This window comes from Reichenbachiella sp. (assembly GCF_039969095.1).
Taxonomy (GTDB): Bacteria; Bacteroidota; Bacteroidia; order Cytophagales; family Cyclobacteriaceae; genus Reichenbachiella.
On record NZ_JBDVOL010000008.1, the window covers coordinates 227,803 to 244,700 of the forward strand.

At 39.3% G+C, this 16,898-nt stretch carries 12 protein-coding genes; 6 read left to right on the forward strand and 6 right to left on the reverse strand.

Annotation, left to right across the window (positions count from 1 at the left end):
• From ABJH98_RS02215 to ABJH98_RS02225, 3 genes are all read left to right on the forward strand, one after another.
• Positions 1-1,305: a hypothetical protein gene (locus ABJH98_RS02215; protein ID WP_348305980.1), complete on the forward strand. Its 1,305-nt coding sequence runs from the start codon at positions 1-3 to the stop codon at positions 1,303-1,305.
• Between the two features lie 185 nt (positions 1,306-1,490).
• Complete coding sequence (locus ABJH98_RS02220) at positions 1,491-2,330, forward strand: hypothetical protein (RefSeq protein WP_348305982.1); 840 nt, start codon at positions 1,491-1,493, stop codon at positions 2,328-2,330.
• Between the two features lie 76 nt (positions 2,331-2,406).
• Positions 2,407-4,515 carry a molybdopterin-dependent oxidoreductase gene (locus ABJH98_RS02225; RefSeq protein ID WP_348305983.1) on the forward strand — a complete coding sequence of 703 codons (2,109 nt, stop codon included), beginning with the start codon at positions 2,407-2,409 and terminating at the stop codon, positions 4,513-4,515.
• Positions 4,516-4,531: 16 nt separating this feature from the next.
• Here ABJH98_RS02225 and ABJH98_RS02230 read toward each other — a convergent pair whose 3' ends face one another.
• Positions 4,532-7,321: a S8 family peptidase gene (locus ABJH98_RS02230; RefSeq protein ID WP_348305985.1), complete on the reverse strand. Its 2,790-nt coding sequence runs from the start codon at positions 7,319-7,321 to the stop codon at positions 4,532-4,534.
• Positions 7,322-7,516: 195 nt separating this feature from the next.
• Between ABJH98_RS02230 and ABJH98_RS02235 the strand changes: the two genes are divergently transcribed.
• Complete coding sequence (locus ABJH98_RS02235) at positions 7,517-8,359, forward strand: M57 family metalloprotease (RefSeq protein ID WP_348305986.1); 843 nt, start codon at positions 7,517-7,519, stop codon at positions 8,357-8,359.
• 49 nt (positions 8,360-8,408) lie between these two features.
• Here ABJH98_RS02235 and ABJH98_RS02240 read toward each other — a convergent pair whose 3' ends face one another.
• A complete protein-coding gene (locus ABJH98_RS02240) occupies positions 8,409-10,343 on the reverse strand; it encodes a YgiQ family radical SAM protein (protein WP_348305988.1) in 1,935 nt (644 codons plus the stop codon).
• A gap of 247 nt (positions 10,344-10,590) precedes the next feature.
• On the opposite strand from ABJH98_RS02240, the gene aroB reads away from it, so the two are divergent.
• Positions 10,591-11,637: a 3-dehydroquinate synthase gene (gene aroB / locus ABJH98_RS02245; protein ID WP_348305989.1), complete on the forward strand. Its 1,047-nt coding sequence runs from the start codon at positions 10,591-10,593 to the stop codon at positions 11,635-11,637.
• Positions 11,638-11,705: 68 nt separating this feature from the next.
• On the opposite strand, the gene ABJH98_RS02250 is transcribed toward aroB, so the two are convergent.
• Positions 11,706-11,882 (reverse strand): hypothetical protein, encoded by a 177-nt coding sequence (locus tag ABJH98_RS02250; protein WP_348305991.1) that lies wholly within the window; start codon positions 11,880-11,882, stop codon positions 11,706-11,708.
• A 277-nt stretch (positions 11,883-12,159) separates the two neighbouring features.
• Here ABJH98_RS02250 and ABJH98_RS02255 point away from each other — a divergent pair, with 277 nt between their 5' ends.
• Positions 12,160-13,395: a 3-phosphoshikimate 1-carboxyvinyltransferase gene (locus tag ABJH98_RS02255; RefSeq protein WP_348305992.1), complete on the forward strand. Its 1,236-nt coding sequence runs from the start codon at positions 12,160-12,162 to the stop codon at positions 13,393-13,395.
• Here ABJH98_RS02255 and ABJH98_RS02260 read toward each other — a convergent pair.
• From ABJH98_RS02260 to ABJH98_RS02270, 3 genes are read right to left on the reverse strand one after another with little or no spacing between them, the layout of a single operon-like run.
• Positions 13,392-15,128 carry a hypothetical protein gene (locus ABJH98_RS02260; RefSeq protein ID WP_348305993.1) on the reverse strand — a complete coding sequence of 579 codons (1,737 nt, stop codon included), beginning with the start codon at positions 15,126-15,128 and terminating at the stop codon, positions 13,392-13,394. The genes ABJH98_RS02255 and ABJH98_RS02260 overlap by 4 nt on opposite strands.
• 10 nt (positions 15,129-15,138) lie before the next feature.
• Positions 15,139-16,134, reverse strand: coding sequence for a FecR domain-containing protein (locus tag ABJH98_RS02265; RefSeq protein ID WP_348305994.1), 996 nt, complete (start codon positions 16,132-16,134; stop codon positions 15,139-15,141).
• Positions 16,135-16,167: 33 nt separating this feature from the next.
• Complete coding sequence (locus tag ABJH98_RS02270; RefSeq protein ID WP_348305995.1) at positions 16,168-16,740, reverse strand: RNA polymerase sigma-70 factor; 573 nt, start codon at positions 16,738-16,740, stop codon at positions 16,168-16,170.
• Positions 16,741-16,898: the final 158 nt, after the last annotated feature.

Sequence of the window (16,898 nt, forward strand, 5' to 3'; positions counted from 1 at the left end):
ATGTTAAAATCATTAATAACAGTTTTATTTTTATCTGTTTTATTGTTCAATTGTCAATTTGCAATTGGTCAAAAAAACTTTCAGCCCGGTTATATTCTTACCTTAGGTGGTGACACTATTCGTGGACAAATAGATTACAGAAATTGGAAAATAAACCCAGATCAAATTAATTTCATTGACCCTAGTAGTATAGAACAGACATTTTCACCTCTTGAAATTCTTGAATTCGGCGTAGCAGATGAAAGGTACTTGTCAGGTATTGTAGATTATGAAACAAGCTCCACTTTATTGAATTTCAGCAAAATGAGTCAGTCTGGCCAATTTGATTTAGCTTCGGACACAGTCTTTCTTCAAGAATTGTTTGGTGGAAACAAACCGTTGTATTTCTTCTACAACAATCAACAGCGAGAATATTTTTACATTGAAAATAATAATAAACTTGAACTGCTCAATTATAAAAAATATTTAAAAAAGTCCCCATCAGCCGATCCTGACGCTCCACTGGCCGCTCACAATTCAGCTGTTGCTGAAAACAACAGGTTTAGAGCTCAATTGATGGCCTATCTTTCAGACTGCTCATCAGTAAATTCAAAAATAACCAGCGCTGGATATGGCCAAAAAAGTATGTACAGGATATTTGAGTCTTATGAAAAATGTGTTAATCCTGAAGGATCTAATCAAAGGAAACGAGAAAAAATTGAAACCAAATTTGGTGTTTTAGCAGGAGTCTCTTTGAGCTCAATAAAATTTAGTGGAACTGATAATTATAATAGTGAGTTGATTGAATCAGATTTTGGCTCATCAGTTGATTTCACCGCTGGTGTCTCAATTGAATTTGTTTTTCCTAGATCTGGAAGAAAGTGGTCCATTCCTAACGAACTCATTTACACATCCTTTTCAGTAGAAGCGGATCATTCAGACATTACTGACCCAGACTATTTATATACAATATCACATATAGAACTAGCTTATTCCTACATCAAACTAAACAACATGGTCAGGTACAGCATTCCGATTGGTAATATCCATACCTTCATTAATGTAGGACTATCTAATGGTTTTGCCATTAGCGAAACCAATAACATGACACAAACCATACAAGCCTATAGTTCAACCAGAAATACCGAAGAAGAGGCCATAGAGTTTACCAGAAAATATGAACAAGGTTTGATAGCTGGGTTGGGAGTTAGAGCAAATAAAATATCTTTCGAAGCCCGATACGAAGGCAGCGGTGGCATGTCAGAAGCTGTAAACCTTAGTTCAAAAGTGAAGAGATTCTACTTTATGCTAGGGTATAGGTTTTAACTAAGATTAACCCTCATGGCGGAAGACCACGATGGCAAACTCAGACTCATCCAGCCGAATGAAGTGACGCAGAATGGGATGGGGATAAGCTAAGTCCAACAGACTTTCAAAAAATAGCTCAGGGCATTCACCTTGAGCTATTTTTGTTTTAGATTGGCGGTTTCAAAACTAAATCACGCTTATTATTGAAAATACTAGTCGCAATTGCTCTGTGTTTCACACTTAGTAATCCAGCCTTCTCACAACACAAATCATTCAGCAAAGAGCATGACATCTGGCTAGATGGTTATGTCTATTTGTCTACAGGAGAAAAAGTGAAAGGTAAAATCAATTACAATTTCGTTTCCGAAACGATTCGAGTTGACAAAAATAGCAGGATCAAAACTTATGCTGCTAAAAATGTAAGTAGGTTCGCTGTATTTGACTCAATCAGAACAAAGAGTCTTTATTACTCATTCCCATATTCTTATTACGCCCAATCCAAAATGCTAGGCATTTCTAATAAAACAAGTGGATCTATTGATATAAAATCCTCAACAAAAAAATACCACTTTTTTCTCGTAATACATCAAAATGATAAGGCCGCAATTCTTAGCAATTTAGAAATAGATTATGCAACCAAACACAGACAGCATATGACATACCAGCACCAAGGATCAAGTAGTAAATTATCCAGGTATGAAAAAGTTTTGGAAAGAATTTTTATAATAAACAAAAAAGTTTCCCCTAGTCTTATTCTAGAAGGGAAAATTGAAAAAAATAACACCATATATATAAATCCTTTTTCGCAATTTTCGAAGTATGACCATACCGCATTTAAACCTAGCGAAAAAGAAAACCCAGACTTTACTGAAAGCGCTGCGTTAAAGTCCGCGAGGAAATATAAACTTTTCAACAAAGACTTCCTTGAGGAACTAGACTCAAAAAATTACAGAAAATTGGAAGCTTACATTGAAAAAGAAGACATCGACATCAAAACCGTAGAAGGTCTGATCCTGGTGTTCGATTATTGGAGTGATATCTAAGAGAGGTCAATCCTTCCACTCCACTTGATAATTGCTGAACAATTCTAAAAGTCTTATCTTTTAAAAAAGATAAGGCATGTCTCAGACACACTATCGTACCTGCAACCTATGCGAAGCCATGTGTGGCTTGGCGATCGAACATGATGGCAAAGAAGTCATCTCTATCAAAGGAGATGTAGATGATGAATTTAGTAAAGGACACATCTGCCCCAAAGCACTCGCTCTAAAAGACATTTACGAAGATCCTAATCGACTCAAGAAACCAGTTAAACGAACGGAGAATGGATGGGTTGAAATATCATGGGCAGCTGCTATTCGGGAAGTAGCCAATGGCTTAGCTGATACAAGAAAAACGTACGGCTCGGATGCTGTGGGTGTATACAGCGGCAACCCAAACGTTCATAACTCAGGCGCTTTGTTATCTGCACCTGAATTCCTAAAAGAACTCAGAACCAAAAACAGATTCTCCGCCACCAGCGTAGATCAATTGCCTCATCAGTTTATGGCCTATCTGATGTATGGTCACCAACTTCAAATTCCTATACCCGATATCGACCGGACAGATTTATTAATCATTTTAGGTGCCAACCCAATCATATCCAATGGTAGTCTGCTCTCCGCTCCCAACATCAAAAAGAGATTAAAAAACATTCAAGACGGAGGTGGTCAAATTGTCAATATAGATCCGCGCTACACAGAAACATCGGCCAAGTCTGACCAACACCTTTTCATTCGACCAGGTTCGGATGTATTTATGCTATTGAGCATGCTTCATATCCTGTTTGAAGAAAATTTGGTGAAGCTGGGACGATTTGAAAAGCACCTCAAAGGTTACGAAGAAATACGTCAAGTGGCCAATGCTTACGCGCCAGAAAACACTGCCACGATCACGGGAATTGACTCAAAAGTCCTTATAGATTTAACCAGGCAATTTGCTTACACAGAGAAAGCCGTCTTGTATGGTAGAATGGGTGTATGCACCCAAGAGTTCGGGGGTATGTGCATGTGGCTCGTCAATGTCATCAACATTCTCACTGGTCACTTCGATGAACCAGGCGGATATATGTTTACTACTCCGGCTATTGACCTCAAACCACAAATATCAAGAGGTCATGTGGCCAAATGGAAAAGCCGGGTAAGAGGCCTACCGGAAGTCGGTGGTGAATTGCCGTCTTCAGTCATGGCTGAAGAGATTCTAACTCCTGGCGAAGGGCAAATCAAAGCGATGGTCATTAGTGCTGGAAATCCAGTCCTCTCCACTCCCAACGGCATACAATTGGAAAAAGCATTTGAGTCTTTGGACTTTATGGTGTCAATTGATATATACATTAATGAAACTTCTAAGCTGGCCAATATCATTTTACCTACAGCTACGGGACTGGAAACTGAGCTCTATGATATCATATTTCATACGCTAGCGGTAAGAAATACATCCAAATATTCACCAGCACTATTTAGTAAGTCGAATGGAGCCAAATATGATTGGGAGGTTTTCAGAGCTTTGAGAGTTGCTTACCTGAAATCGATGAATAAGTTATCGCTAGCCAAACGCATCAAGATTGGAATTTCACATCTGTTTTCTCCAGAAAAGATGCTCGATATATTACTCAAAAGAGGGCCATACAAGAATGGGCTTAGCATAAAAAAATTAAAGAAAAACCCGCATGGTATCGACTTAGGTGCATTAAAATCTCAAATGCCTGAGTCTCTTTATCACAAAGACAAAAAGATCGATCTATTTCCTTCAGAAATAAAAGTAGACCTTCATCGGGTAAAACAAAAGTTGGATTCATTCCAACCAGATGACTTTCTACTCATCGGCAGACGACAACTAAGAACCTGCAATTCCTGGCTTCACAATAGTCAAAGGCTCTTGAAAAACAATTCGTGCCATTTATTCTTACACCCCAAAGACGCTGAAAAACTAGGTCTTAATGGAAATAGCACAGTCAAAGTCTCTTCGAAAGTGGGGCAAGTGGTGGTACCCTTCGAAACCACAGAAGAAATTATGCAGGGGGTTGTGAGTTTGCCTCATGGCTGGGGGCACAAAGGCAATATCAAATTGGATATCGCTTCCACTTCTCCAGGCACCAACATCAACGAATTGACTGATGATAATTTTGTAGATCAATTGACAGGAAATGCGGCTATCAACGGAGTACCTGTGTCACTCGAAGCCATGTAAGAAATATGGTTCTGCACTAATCTGTCACCATCAGCTTAGCTTGAGATATTTGATTGCTACCTTGATAAAGACGTAGGATATAAATGCCTTCTGCCAAATCAGCGATCGGAATTTGGGCAAAGTCAAAGAACACTTCTTCTTCATACAACAAATCTCCACTTGTATTAAGGAGCTGCAAAGTTGCTCCAGGTTTTCCGGTGAGTACATTCAAAAAACTACTCTTGGCTATTGGATTAGGGAATACAATCAATGTATTTTCTTCTGTGTAGTAAATGCTCGTGGTATCGGTTTGAATCTCTTCTCCACTTTTCAGATTAATTTGGGCATAATAATTATTCACGCCTTCCCATGGGTCGAGGTCCTCAACTTCAAGATCCGCATTTATATCAACATTCAAAGAAGATAAAAGGTGATTCACTCCATCTTTTCGATTGTAAAAATCAACTTGCTCAATATCTGAAATACTGGTTAAACTCAAATTATTTTTCACGAAGGAGTCATCAATCAATTCTGAAATAAAATTTGTGTAATAACAATTCACTCCTTGCTCCGAAAAATCTATAGTCCGAGATTTGTAATTGGCATCAAACTCATAGATCGGTTTAACAGCAAAATTCAACGTTTGATCCATTGATTTAGAGGCTAAATAAAAGGTATCGGAAACAGAAGCTATAGAAACCATTGCCTTATTGCCTAACTCATACAATTCATAAGCTATAGCAAGCTCATCTTTTTCCCAAATCAGCTTAAACTTGTCTTCACAATCATAATCTACGTTCAATGCCGTTTCATTCACAATATTAAATTCACCAGACAAGAAGCTCCGTGCTCCAATAGTCATTTTCAATTGCGATTGGAAATAAGGTGTATCCGTTGTCCATGAGAAATATGAATCATTCAGATCTACATTCTCGTCTAGAATATCCCATTCTCCAGCACCATTTTTCAATTCAAGCCTTCCTGTACCGATGAACTTTCCATCCCATCTAAAAATTAATTCCTCATTGGTCAAACAAATGTCAGAGCTACTAGGAAATGTCCACTGAAATGAATCTTCGTCTGTAATTTGATAGGCCAAAGAGAATTGTTGAGCAAAATCCATTTCAGTGTCAGTTGACACGTGAATAGAATAGGTTCCAGCCTGTGGATTTTCAATGGAAATGAGTTCCACGTTGTTTCTAGCATCCTTTCCTCTCATCGGAGGATTACTAAGCGATTCAAAGTTGGGACTATAATCCAATACCCAAGGCAACCATTCCTGATCATTTGGATCCATTATTGCTAAATCTAAGTCGTTGACCAGTGCCAAATCAGACCCTGCTATACCTGCCTCATCAGTCCAGCAAAGTACCATTTTCAATTCTTTGAAGTTCTCAGGAAGAACAATTTCAAATTCAGATGGATCATTCTTTTGGACCTCTCCAGTTATAAACTGTTCAGAATTAAAAATCTTCACTGCTGCCAAGGCATTGAGCTGACCATATCCAGTTTTAAAACTCATTGGATCAGTGTAAGGTTTAGCTCCAGCTATCAAAACAGCTTTCACTAGGCTAGATGGTGGTAAATCATCATATTTCTGTTGATATCCGTCCTGAATGAGAACAGATGCACCACTCACCAAAGCAGCTGCGTCAGACGAACCTTCCTGGCCAAAAGCCATAAGGTCTGGTTTCACTCTACCGTCGAAAGTTGGACCCGCCGAACTCCTTTCATCTCTTACTCCAAATCGATTAGTAGCACCAACTATGAGACCGTTTTTAGCCATTTTCTGACTTCCAGATAGATTGGCATAAGATTCGATATCTGCATATGTTCCTTCACCACTTGTTTCTATTCCTTTATTTCCTGCTGACATCACATCTAAAACATTCGGTAATTGAAATGACTGGTGATCAAATGCTTGCGCCTCTGGACTATACCGATTATCAATTTCAAATCCATATGAGTGATTTTGAATGGATATTTCGTTTGCTATCAATAACTCATTCTCATCTGGAAAAATCGAAGTAAAATCAGAAGAGGTAATATTAGCAAATGGAGCCACTCCAAAACCCAAATGATAAGTATTACCTGCACCGGCTATCATTGTTGCCATGAAATTGGCATGTTGCGAAATGATTTCACTCTCCAATCCGACTGAAAAATATCGGCCCACTAGGTCAATATCTGTTGTATCCAAGAATTGCTCCTTTATAGATACTTGAATATGCTCACCTTTTAATCCTGGATAGGCCGCATGAACCGCATTGATACGATTCACAGATAGGTCCATGTAGTTGATACTATTTTCAACTTTGGGAATAACTTGACTTAAACCTATATATGCCAGATGGGGATATGTCAGTACTGTCGCTTCTAAAGTTCGACCAGCGCAATCTAGGATCAACGCATTGGTTTGCGAGTTAATAGCCTTTATCTCACCTTCAAAAGTTCTTGAATTCAAGTATTCAAGAAAGTGATCTACGTTTCGAACAATTACTGTATATGTAATGTCATTTTTATTCTTAAGCGTTTGGTAAACTTCAGGTTGAATTATTATTCCTTGCTTAAGGGCAGTTGACACATTCGAATTCTCTTTAATTCTGAACTGAGGCTTGGCTATGGTTTTGAATGACTTTGCACCTGGGTTCCTTCCCTTGACTCTTCTAATTTTAACCGAATCTTGAATTGAGTTTATCCTTAATTCAACAGAAAAATTCGATCTGACACATTTACCCACTTTGCCATAGGATGGATAGACAACGACAATAAAAAGACTGCAAAATAGCGCGACCAAGAAAAAAAATACTCTGTTTATTCTCAGCATTTTATAAATCCTAAAATCTGTCTTTTTGTTATTTTTTCAATCATCATTGTGTCTTTTGTTAATTATATAACACTTTATATGTTTACTGTCAATTTTTATCAATATAATATTTTGTCTAATTGATGATTCATAAAATAAAGTTAATTTATATATTACTGGATTAACTAATTATTTAAACTAAACTCTATAACAAAAATGAAACAATTCGCTTCATTATCTCTCGTAGCTGCAATTGCAGTTACCACTGTTTTCACTTCTTGTGAAAAGACTTCAGTAGAAGCATCACAAGCAGTTCCATCCAACACATTGGCAAAGATTGAATCTTTAGGATTCAATGTAGAAAATGCTCACAAATTTACGGATCCATCTGGAGAAGCTGGCTACATTGTAGAAGGAGACATTTTTCTAACAGAAGAGTACATTGCCAATGAAATGTCGGCAAAAGAAATCGTACCAGGTATCGAAGAAGAGCACTACTCTACCAATAATTTGGTTACCGGGTTACCTAGAACTGTAAAAGTTTATGTTGATCCTAACTTTTCTAATTTCTACGTTCAGGCAACTGACATTGCGATAGACAGGTACAATGCAGAGAATCTTGACCTCCAATTTACCAGGGTAACTAGTAATGGAAAAAGAAAAGTGAAAGCGGACATTAATATTGTAGCATTTTACGAAGGGCCAAGCGGTGGTTATATCACACTTGGGTCTGCTGGATTTCCAACTAGAAGAGGAAAGCCCTATAATAAAATCAACTTGAACACTTACTACTATGATACTTTTGATGATGTAGATGCTTTAGCTACTACAATCGCTCATGAAATGGGTCACTGTATTGGTTTCAGACACACAGACTATATGGACAGAAGCTTCAGCTGTGGAGGATCTTATGCTAACGAAGGTGCTGCTGGAATTGGTGCAAACCATATCCCAGGAACTCCTACTGGACCAGAAAATGGATCTTGGATGCTTTCTTGTTCAAGCGGAGATAATCCATTCTCAAACAATGACAAAACTGCTTTGGATTATCTATACTAAGATCATCTGAAAATTAATAGAAAGGCTCTCAACTCATTGAGAGCCTTTTTTATTTCCTTCTACTCTTTCCTGATCGCTTACCCTTGAATTTATGCTTACCGAATGGCTTAGCCTTTCCATCTTCCTTATGAGTAAACTGCTTTTTCTCTGGACGGCTGTACAACAAACGCTCAATCAAATCCTCTCTGCCTTTGCTTTGCAGTTTGTCTTTGATTCGATTGCGATATTCGCTCTTATGCCAGAAGAAAAACATGTGCTGATTGCGCTTTTCTTTTTCCGACTTCGGAGTGAATAGCTTCTGCATGGTGTAAGGATGGTAGCCAGAGTAATAAATCACAGTAGCCACGGTCATCGGAGTGGGCGTAAAGTCCTGCACCTGCTCTAGTCTAAAGCCCATGTCTTTCGTTTCAGCCGCCAAGTTAGCCATATCCTCCTCCTTGCAGCCAGGATGGCTAGAAATGAAATAAGGAATCAGTTGCTGATTGAGCTGATGCTTTTCATTGATCTTGTCGTATTTCTTCTTGAATTCATGAAAGTGCTTAAAAGAAGGCTTTCGCATAATCTTCAGCGTATCGTCCGCCGTATGCTCAGGGGCTACCTTGAGGCGACCCGACACATGGCGTGTGATCAGCTGCTCCATGTACTCATCAATGCTTTCATTCGCTTCCTTGTTGTAACTCTTGGTAAGCAGGTCATATCGGATGCCACTTCCTACAAATGCTTTTTTGACTTTGGGGTGTTTATCTACCTTTCGGTAAAGCTCCGTCATCTGACTGTGATCCGTATCCAAATTGCTGCAAATCACCGGATGAATACAAGACGGACTCACACAACGGTCGCAGATTTCTTGCACTTTGCCCTTCAAGCCGTACATATTGGCAGATGGTCCACCAAGATCCGAAATATATCCTTTGAAATCAGGCATTTGAGTCACCTGATCTACTTCCTTCATGATGGACTCTTGACTTCGACTAGCGATAAACTTGCCTTGATGCGCCGAGATCGTACAAAAGCTACAGCCTCCAAAACAGCCACGGTGCATATTGATCGAAAACTTGATCATCTCATACGCTGGAATCGGACCTCGTTTATTGTACTTGGGGTGAGGTAGTCTGGTATAGTTCATATCAAATGACTGATCTATCTCTTGCTCCGTCATGGTGTAGTATGGCGGATTTATCACAACTTGAAAGTCATCTGCTGCTTGTATGATTCGATCGGCTTGAAGTCGGTTCGACTCTTGTTCTACAAATTTGAAATTAGAGGCATAAGATTTTTTGTCTCTCAAACACTTTTCGTGTGTATTGAGCACTATGTCCTTCCAGTCTTTATGTTTTGGCACTTCTTCTTGTCGAGGTGCTTTGTAGCTCGTCTGGGGAATATTAGTAAGCTGATGAAAAGGAACTCCTTTTCCCAACAAATTCATAATCTCGCGCAAAGGCTGTTCTCCCATGCCATATACCAACAAATCCGCTCCACTATCTACCAAAATGGAAGGCATCAATTGATCCGACCAATAATCGTAATGCGTCACTCTCCGAAGACTGGCCTCTACTCCTCCTATGACAACAGGCACATCCGGATAAATCTCCTTTAGAATCTTGGTATAAGTAATAGTGGCATAGTCTGGTCTAAATCCTGCATCTCCCCCTGGCGTATAAGCATCGTTCGAGCGTTTTCTTTTATTGGCAGTATAATGATTCACCATAGAATCCATACAACCAGAAGTCACACCAAAGAACAACTTAGGCTTACCGAATTTTTTGAAGTCACGCAAGTCATCTTGCCAATTGGGCTGAGGAATAATACCCACGCGATAGCCTGCTGAATGAATGATTCGACCAATAACCGCTCCGCCAAAAGCAGGGTGATCCACATAGGCATCTCCAGATATGATAATCACATCAAGTTCATCCCACCCATGAGCTTCCAACTCCTTTTTTGTAATAGGGAGCCAATCCTTCAATTCATGCTTCACTGCCATTTTGCAAAGCTAGACAAAAAGTAGTGATTAGATTGAAATCCCATTCAATTCGAAAAAGAACAGGGGTATTCAAGATTAAATAAGTCATTTCGTAGTACAACGGAGAAAACTTCTCAATTCAAAGCAGTCCGACTGACACTCACAAGATCCCTCCGCAAGCTACGGGATGAGTGGTTTTACTTTTGACGGTCATTTAAAAGGAAATTAAAAAGGACAAGATTACATTTGCCGCTTACAAGCTAAACTCATGGAAAATCACCGTACAGAAATCACGAACGACATCACCCAAAGTATCCGTAATTTCCTTGACGGTAAAAAGTATAGTAAAATCGCAGTGATCTGTGATGAAAATACCGAAGAGCATTGCCTTCCTCTCGTCCTGAATGCATTGCCCGAACACTACCTCCTGCGTATTGATAGCGGAGAAGAAAACAAACACCTAGGCACTTGTGAACAACTTTGGATGGCACTTACTGAAGCTGGATTTGATCGCAAAGGGCTTGTGATCAATCTCGGTGGTGGCGTAATTGGAGATATGGGGGGATTTGTGGCGAGCACGTATAAGCGGGGTATGGATTTCTTGAATATCCCAACAACTCTACTTTCTCAGGTAGATGCCAGTGTAGGCGGCAAATTAGGCGTTGACTTCCATGGATTCAAAAACCATATTGGGCTTTTTGCTGAACCACAGAATGTACTAATAGATACTTGTTTCTATTCAACACTACCCAAAAGAGAACTTAGATCAGGTTTTGCCGAAGTAATCAAACATGGATTAATTTATGACAAGGCTTATTGGCAAAAAGTAAAAATCATAGATTTGGATAATGCTAATTGGTCAGAACTCGTTACACGATCCATTGACATCAAAAAAGAAGTAGTGAAAGCAGATCCATTCGAAGGTGGGTTAAGAAAGATTCTAAACTTCGGTCATACGCTAGGTCATGCGGTAGAATCCTACTTTCTAGACAAAGAAGATCAGAGATTGCTACATGGTGAGGCCATAGCAGTAGGGATGATTTGCGAAGCTTATTTGTCTCAAAAGTTCACAGGGCTTTCTTCAGAAGAGCTGGAAGAAATCACAGCATATTTGATAGATCTATACCAACCGATAAGTATTGATAAATCGTTATTCGATGAAATCATTGGTCTGACACTGCAAGACAAGAAAAATGAAGGCGGTGCGATTCAATTTAGCCTCCTAGCTGGAATTGGTGAATGCAAAGTGAATATTCCAATATCTGCTCCAGATATGCTGGACAGCTTGTTTTATTTCAATAAGCAAATAGGATGATAGTGCTCGGCGTTCTCTCTGAGTAACACTGAGTGCTTAAAAATAAATAGAGCTGACCGTATTGCCTCTTAGACAAATAGGTCAGCTTTGGAATCTTCAGCTACGATGAGTTGATCCACTTTATTGGTCTCAACCTTGTCGCCTTTTAAAAACAAGTAAGTCGCTAGCCCAACGGTAGCTCCTGCGGTTGCCCCCGCAACCAATTTACCCAAAACTCCTTTTCTTTTTTTAACTTTTTGCTTCATTGTATCATTCTTTGACCTAATTATATAACAAATCTTGAGGTTCATTCCCTCATGACATTACCCGATATTCTTAACGTAAAAACCGAACAATAGATTTACTTAATTGAGGATTAACAACAAATTCGTTTAAGTCTGTGGTTTAGGGGATAATCTGTTGTTTATCCTCAATTAAGTCATAAGCAAGTTGGTTAGTACTCAAATTAAAATCCTGTCTAATGACTTCATTTTCCTGCCTAGACTTTAATATTGCAACTCCAAAAAATTTCAATTCAAGAACATGAGTGGATCGATCAAATTAAGCAGACCTACAACAACATTATCCCTCGATGTTCCTTTGACCTCTTCAAAAAGTGAAAGCAATCGTGCATTACTTTTGAATGAGCTGGGAGGTGGTAATTCTAAGCTAGAAAACCTGTCTTCAGCAAGAGATACTGATACCATGACTAAATTATTGGCTTCAGATGAGTATTCATTGGATGTGTTGGATGCTGGTACGGTGATGAGGTTTATGACAGCGTTTCTCGCTATTGGTCAAAAAGAAAGACGAATCACAGGCACGCCACGTATGTGCAAAAGGCCAATCAAACTGTTGGTAGACGCACTAAACGACTTGGGAGCAGACATCTCATACGAAAATGAAGAAGGTTATCCTCCACTCCTTTTCAAACCATTTACAAAACAAAAAACAAACCAATTAACCATTCCTGGAAATATCAGCAGCCAGTATATTTCTGCCTTATTGATGGTAGCACCTACGCTACCGGAAGGATTGACGATTACGTTAGAAGGAGATATTTATAGCAGACCATATATTGAAATGACCCTGAATCTAATGAAACACTTCGGCGTTTCGGGTCAGTTTGAAGGGAATGAAATCAAGGTCTCAGCTCAATCTTATCAATCAAACAGTTACACCATAGAATCCGACTGGTCTGGTGCCAGTTATTGGTATAGTTTATTTGCGCTGGCTGACGATGCACAAATTACACTGAAGGGTTTACGCTCAACTTCAAATCAAGGAGATCATGCCATTGCCTCCATCATGGAAGGATTAGGCGTCCAATCAACTTTTGAGGGTGAGATTGTAACTTTAAGTAAGACTGATATTAAAAAGAAATTGGTCATAGATTTCAAATCTTGTCCTGATTTGGCTCAAACTGTTATGGCCTGTGCCGCGGCGAAAGGGGTCGATTTAGAAATGACTGGCTTAGAAAGTCTCAGAATCAAAGAATCTGATCGAACGGCTGCCATGGCGACAGAGCTTTCAAAAATAGGTGCAAAACTTGAAGAACATGACAATGGGCTTTGGATACTCTCCTCTCCTGAAAAATTGGAAGTGAATAATGTTATTGAGTTTGATACTTACGACGATCACCGCATGGCGATGGCTTTAGCTCCATTGGCCATGAAATTCGACTGCATCATACATGAACCCGAAGTGGTGGTTAAATCTTACCCAGAATACTGGGATCATTTGGAAATGGCGGGGGTGAAGGTGATTACCAGTAACTAAAACCTCACAGAAACGGCATAGCCCACCCAGGCAGACAAATGCAAACCATCTTCTGAGGAGGATTGATAAAATCCAGAATGATCCAGATCACCATAGGTATCTGCGGCTGGGTCATAAACTTTAGTGAGATACAAATTGAGCGTGGGACCAGCATTGATTGATAGATGTTTCCCTATTTGATAGCCTATGTTGAGATTTAATCTATTGAGTAGATTAAGCTCGTCGTCTTCTTGGTCTCTTTCTGGATTTTGAATGCTATGAGCGGTTAGCTCAATATTTCCATACCATTTTTTCCTCAAATCGAGTTGCGTACCAAAACCTAATCCATAAGTCCATAAATTGTCTTTTGAGGGGTCAACACCAGCAGATAGCACGCTATAAAATTTGTGCAAACCTGACCTGAAGGAAGCATTGTAAGGCATAAAGTCGTTGTGCTCCATGCCAAATTGGTGCAAACCGCTTTTCACAAAACTGAACAAACCAATAGGAACGCCTCGCTCTACTGTATCTGCAATATTTAAGACTCCGATTTGTACTCCTTTTAATTTTTTGGCAATATTTAGAAAACCAGCTACCTGAGCTCCATCCACGTCATTGGTCAGATTGACAAAGCCTGCCGCTTGAACACCTTTTATAGACTTGGCCATATTTACAAAACCTGCACCTTGGACACCCGCAAGTTCTTTCGTGGCAAGATTTACAAAGCCAGCGGTTTGAACACCACTTACTTTCTTAGATAGATTGACAAATCCGGCGGCTTGAACGCCTTTCACATCATCCGTCACAATATTGACAAAACCTGCCGCTTGAACGCCATTGGTATAGCCCTTGGTAGTATTGAGAAAACCAGCCAACTGCACACCATGTGATTCTCCACCTACTGCATTGCCAAAGCCACCCATTTGCAAACCTGTCATCCCTTTTCGGTCAATGTTGTAGAAGCCGCCAATTTCGACTCCATTTACTCCCTGAGCATATCCAGCTAATAAATTAACAGAAAGTTGGTTGGTTATTTGTCCACTCATTTTGCCATTCGTTCCCACCTTCGGTATGACTGAAAATTGAAAAAACCGTTGTTCATCGAGTGAAACATTTCTAGCGTTTTTTCGAGACTCATTGGGAGTAAAAAACCGTACCAATTTCTTTGTCTCTATCTCAAATCGGTCAATTACTTTTGACTTCCCCTTTTTTTCAGGTCGTAGTGAAACGGTCATCTCTGAGATATTTCGGATCTGAATAACTGTATCCTGATAATTTTCTCGGCTTATCGCAAAAGTTAAATACTCAGTTTTGGCTTGTACGGTCAAGTCAAACTCGCCTCGGTCGTTAGTTAAAGTCGCATCCAGTTTGTTGACTTCATAGACCGTAACATCTTTAATCGCTTGACCCGTTTCAGCATCTTTTATTGCACCCTTTAATTCAATCGGGTGCTTTTTTTTTACTTCTTTTTCTTTTTTGGGTTGAATGATCACATAACTACCACGATACTTTAATTCGAATGCTGATCCGAGGATTGATTTTAGGATCACATCCAAAGATTCATTTTCAAAAGACTCATCGATCAATTTTTCATTCGAAACGTGATCTGGATTATATGAGAGTTTTACTTGATCTAGCGCATTGATTTGGACTAGGGCATTGATCAAAGTCACATTTTTGAATTGAATTGAAACGCGCTCATTTGAAAGCCCTTGTCCCACAAGCGGATGGCACCAAATGAAAAGAAGAAGCATTAAACTTGTTTTATTGAGGGCAGCCATAACCTGATATCAAATACGAATCCCCTTGATTAGACCATACCAAATTCAAGGTTTCACTCATGATTTCCAGCACATGCTCAATTTTCTCATCTTGAAAATCAACATTGATTTTACAGTTTGCAATATCAGCATTGGAAAAATCAATCTTCACTTCGTAAATATCTTCAATGGCACTAACAGCCTGTGCCACTGTAGCCCCACTAAATGACAGTGTCTTGGTTCGCCAGTAGTTGTGCATTCCCGTTCGTTCTGATATGATTTTAACCAACTGTTGACTACTTCTATAATAGACGCCCTGATAACCTGCGGGTAAAGTCTCTTGATTGCCACCTACAGTCATCAATACCTTACCTGTATCCACAGTCACTATGATACTATCAGCATTTGCATTATTCACATTAAAAGTTGTTCCCAGGACTTGGACCACCACCTCATCTGTTTGGATTAAAAATGGCTGTTTCGGATTATGAGCTACTTCAAAATAAGCTTCTCCTTTCAACTCAACCTTTCTTTCGGCTCCATTAAATTTATTCGGGTAAGTCAAGCTACTGCCCTGGTTTAATGAAACTTGAGATCCATCAACAAGTTGAACTGCTTGTTGGGAATCCTCAGCCAACAACTCCAAAGTTTCCACCTGTCTCGACATATAAGTGAACCATCCCATACCGATCATGACTAAAACAGCTGCTGCTATTTTCCACCAACCAAGGACTGATCTCGTTTGGCTGCTGCCACCTTTTTTTGATTTCAAAATTTTCTGCCAGGCACCATCCACATCATAGACAGCCCCATCCTTACCTATATTATTAACCGCCTTTAGATCAAGGAAAAGCAAGTTGACTCTCTCAAATTCTTGTTGATTTTTGTGATTTTCTGATTTCCAGGACCATACCATTTCTTGCTCATCAGGATTCACCTCATTTGCGAAATATCTGAACAACAGTTCTTCTGATACGATATGTCTGTTTTTCTCACTCATTTTCTGCTATAATGTGGACAACTAGTATTCATTTTACCCCCACAAGTTTTTTTGAAGTACTGTGATTAGCCAAAAAACAATACTTGGCAGATGTCTACTTAGAGCAGTTCTCATCACCTTGAGTGCTCGGCCCATTTGGTTTTCTACAGTCTTGATAGACAACCCTAATTCCTCCGCTATTTCTTTGTATTTTTTTTCTTCAAAACGACTCATTTCAAAGATTTGGCGACATTTTTCTGGCAATTGATTTAATGCTGCGTCTATTTCCATTTGCAACTCATCCAACTCCAAAAAGTCGGTCTCAAAACCATCAGATTTCAATAGTTCTTGTTCCTCGTAGCGCCGTTCTATTTTTTTATGCTTAATGAAATTGAGACAGGCATTTCGTACGGCTCCATAGAGGTACGACTTTACAGCCGTTCGAATCTCAATCTGATCTGATTTAGACCACACATTCGTAAAAACATCTTGTACAATCTCCTCGGCCGTCTCGTGACTTTCTACATACTGATAGGCGAAAGCCGCCAATTGCTGATAATAGGCCTTGAACACCTTTTCAAAGGTATTTTCGTTTGATAGATCGGTGATGTTTTTGGCGATTTCCAAAATCTGTTTTCAACAATTCGACGAAACTATCAATATTTGAGCTTAATCACATTGATAATCGACACTTTTAGAGCCCTACCATCCTATTAAGCAAATAAACCATTCTTTTCACATAATTTTTTTTGGTGAATTGGATGATTTCCGTAGCTTAGTTTACA